This is a genomic window from Cellulomonas citrea, from assembly GCF_009829685.1.
GTDB classification, from domain to species: Bacteria; Actinomycetota; Actinomycetes; order Actinomycetales; family Cellulomonadaceae; genus Cellulomonas; species Cellulomonas citrea.
Genome location: NZ_VWSD01000206.1, coordinates 1 through 3,601, shown reverse-complemented (window position 1 = coordinate 3,601; position 3,601 = coordinate 1). Strand labels below are relative to the sequence as shown.

Here is a 3,601-nt window from a genome sequence, read left to right as displayed (position 1 = left end):
GACGGCGGCGGGCTCGGCCTCAGCCGGTGCGACGGCGACCGGTTCGGCGGCGGGTTCGACCACCGGTGCGAGGGGCTCAGGCTCGGCCGCGAGCGCCTCGGAGACCGGCTCGACCTGCTCGGGCACCTCGACCGGGGCGGCCGCCTCGGGGACCGGCTCGACGGCGGCCGGTGCCGCCGGAACCTGACCGGACCGCAGGGCCTCGACCGCCGCGACGACCTCGTCGACGTCCACCTCGCCCTCGGTGCCGTCCTGCTCGACCGCACCCAGGATCGCCCGGACCGTGTCGGTGATCGACAGCAGCACATCCGTCGTGCGCTGGTCCATCTCACGCTTGCCGTCGCGCAGCTCCACGAGCAGCGACTCGCCCACATGGGTCACCCGCTCCAGGCGCCCGAAGCCCAGGAACCCGCTGGTGCCCTTGATGGTGTGCACCGTGCGGAAGATGCTGGACAGCAGCGTCCGCGAGCCGGGCTCACCTTCGAGCTCGACGAGGTCGCGGTCCAGCTGGTCGAGGTTCTCGTAGCTCTCGACCAGGAACTCACGAACGATGTCCTCGTTGTCGTCCACGCCTGTCCTCCTCGTCAGTCCCCCGTGCAGACTGCTCATCGACGCGGGGGCACCGAACCTGAGAAATTGACGTGAGACCAGGGCCAGCCCCGCTCACGACACGGCACGATGCGCTCACGCCGCCCCTCCGACCTGCACGTACGTGCACCCGGACGTGCGCAGGACGAGGGACCCGACCGGTCGCGCGACCCGCACGTCCCCACCCGGTACGGCAGGGCAGGACCACCGTCGTGGTGGCCACGACAGGTGCGGCGACCTGCCGCACCCGCGTCGTCAGCGGCCGGTCTGGTACCCGGACACCGACCGGCGGATCTCGTCGGCGGCCTGGGTGAGCATGCCGATCTGCTGCTGCACCTCGTCGACGACGACCGCGCTGGACCCGGCCGACCGTGCGACCCCGCCGATCGACCCGGCGATCTGCTCGGTCCCCGCCGCGGCCTCGTCCACGCCACGGGACATCTCGGTGGTGGTGGCGGCCTGCTCCTCGACGGCGGCGGCGATCGTGGTCTGGTAGTCGTTGATGGCCTCGATGATGGAGCCGATCTCCTCGATCGCCTCGACCGCTCCCCCGGTGTCGAGCTGGATCGCCTCGACCTGGCGCGCGATGTCCCCGGTGGCCTGAGCGGTCTCCTGGGCGAGCGCCTTGACCTCACCGGCGACCACGGCGAAGCCCTTGCCGGCCTCCCCGGCGCGCGCGGCCTCGATGGTCGCGTTGAGCGCCAGCAGGTTCGTCTGCTCGGCGACCTGCGTGATGACCTTGACCACCGAGCCGATCTGCCGGCTCGAGTCGCCCAGCCGCGCGACACGCTCGTTCGCGGTGCGCGCCGCCGCGGTCGCCCGTTCGGCCACCGAGGCCGCCGACGACGCGTTGCTCGCGATCTCGGAGATGGACTGGTGGATCTGCGAGGCGCCGGCCGCCACCGCCTGCACGTTGCGCGACACCTGCTCGGCCGACCCGGCGAGAACATCGGCCTGGCTGGACGTCTCCCGGGTGGACCCGGCGGCCCGGCCGTTCGCGGCCGTGAGCCCACCGACGGCGTCGGTGACCCGTCCGGCTGCGGCGATCACCTCCGACAACGTGGTGCGCAGCGACTCCTGCATCCGACCCAGTGCCGCGGCCATCCGGCCGGCCTCGTCCTTGGTGGTCACCACCACCGGGGTGGTGAGGTCGCCGTCGGCCATCGCGGTGAGCGTGACCTCGACCCCGTGCAGCGCGCGCGTGATCCGCCGGGTCACGGTGACGGTGAGCAGCCCCGAGGCGGTCGCGCCGACGAGGAACGCCACCATGAGGATCGCGATGACGGTGCGGATCTCTCGCTGACCGTTGCTCATCACGGAGGCGACCCGGGCGTCGCTGTGCGACTGCAGGGTGGACAGCGGGGTGCCCGCCACCTGCGGGTCGGCGGCCGGGACGGCGAGACCCTGGGCGAGCGCCATGAGGTCGCCGTGCTCGGCGGCGGGCAGGACGGTCGTGTCGCGCACCGTCTCCCAGGCCTTCCAACCCGCGACGAACTGCTGCCACGTGTCGCCCTGCTCACCGCTGAACGCGGTGATCTGGTCGTCGACCGCGGCGTCGTTGGCCTTCCAGGCGCGCAGCAGCACGTCACGGGACGAGGAGTCGGCCGCGGCCACCTGGACGGCATAGGTGTGGCTGCGCAGCTGCCCGCTGGACAGCGCCGCGAGCTCGTTCTGCACGGTGGTGCTGGCCGACATCTGCTCGAGGTTGACGCCCGCGTGCCACAGCGCGACGGCACCGCCACCACCGACGACGACGAAGACCGCCGACAGCAGGGCCACCGCCGAGGCGACCTGCAGGGCGATCGGCCGGTCCCAGAACCACGCACCTCGGGTGCGACCACTCGTCCTGCGGGCCGTCTCCGTGCGCGCCGCCATGGCCGTGGACCTCCGTTCCGAGGTCGCGGTTGCACACCGCCCCTCGCCTGCTCATCGGCAAGGCAGCAGCTGGTGTGAGGAGTTGTCAGCGCGGCTTCGGGGCGCGGGGGCGCACGGCCGACGGACCAGGGACCGGGCGACCCGGCCTCGGTGCGGGGGTCGGCGGCCCGGCGGACATCGGTCCGGCGGCAGCCTCGGCCGGTTCCGCCGCAGGGCCGGTGGCGGGCGTGGGCGGCACCACCAGCCGACGCAGCGCGGCCTCGGTGCTGTCATCCGCCTCGACGGCCTCGACGTTGCTGCGACGGACCGCCTCGAGCACCTCGGCCCGGTGCACCCGGATCTCCCGGGGCGCCTCGATCCCCAGCCGCACACCGTCGCTGCGCACCTCGATGACGGTCACCACGACGTCGTCACCGATGAGGAGTCGCTCACCCACGCGACGGCTGAGCACCAGCATGGGGTGACCCTACCGTGCGGTCGCCGCAGGCGACGGACCACCCGCCGACCAGCAGGGCCGCCGGCGCACCGCCTCAGCCCAGCGCGGCGTCCAGCGGCTGCCCCAGGACCGCCGCCCACACCAGGCGTGAGGTCGGCAACCCGTCCAACCAGGCCACCGGCCGCCCCAGCCCGAGCACCGTACCCGGCGCCGCGGTGTCCAGCAGGGCCCGCACCGCCAGCGCGTCCACCGGACGGTGGGCGCCGACGTCGGCCAGCCACCGGGTGGCGTCCGCCGGTTTGAGCCGCGCGTCCAGCACCGCCCACACCTGGTCCGGCCGGCAGGCACCCACCAGCTCGGCCGCCCGGGCCCGGCCCTCGGCGTCGGACTCGGCCTCGACCACGACGAGCCACGGGTGCCGGGCCGTGGCCGCACGCGCCCGCCAGCTCGTCATCGACGTCGTGTCGCCCAGCTGCGTCGGCGCCTGCGCCCCGAGGGCGCCCAGCACGAGCCGGCCGGTCCCACCGACCGCCACCACATCGGCCACGGCCAGCCGCATCCGGTCGACCAGCAGCGGTACCACGGCCGCCAGGTCGGCCGTCGAGCCGACGAGGGCGAGCACCTGGCCAGGGCCACGTGGCGGCGGCGGACCGGGCGGCACCGCGTCGAGCACCGAGGTGAGCGTGAGCGGGTCGCCGGCCA

The 3,601-nt window shown here is 74.0% G+C and carries 3 protein-coding genes and 1 pseudogene; all 4 read right to left on the bottom strand.

The genetic code is table 11. The annotated features are described in order from the left end of the window. The coding region (locus tag F2B26_RS15010) for an Hpt domain-containing protein (RefSeq protein WP_201292769.1) at nt 1-570 on the bottom strand (570 nt) is incomplete at its 3' end. 273 nt (nt 571-843) lie between these two features. Then, a complete protein-coding gene (locus F2B26_RS15005; RefSeq protein ID WP_159810735.1) occupies nt 844-2,463 on the bottom strand; it encodes a methyl-accepting chemotaxis protein in 1,620 nt (539 codons plus the stop codon). 85 nt (nt 2,464-2,548) lie between these two features. Continuing rightward, entirely contained in the window at nt 2,549-2,920 is a 372-nt protein-coding gene (csrA, locus tag F2B26_RS17600) for a carbon storage regulator CsrA (RefSeq protein ID WP_159810733.1), read from the bottom strand. Nucleotides 2,921-2,993: 73 nt separating this feature from the next. After that, nucleotides 2,994-3,601: pseudogene (locus tag F2B26_RS14995) on the bottom strand (hypothetical protein); the annotation flags it as partial.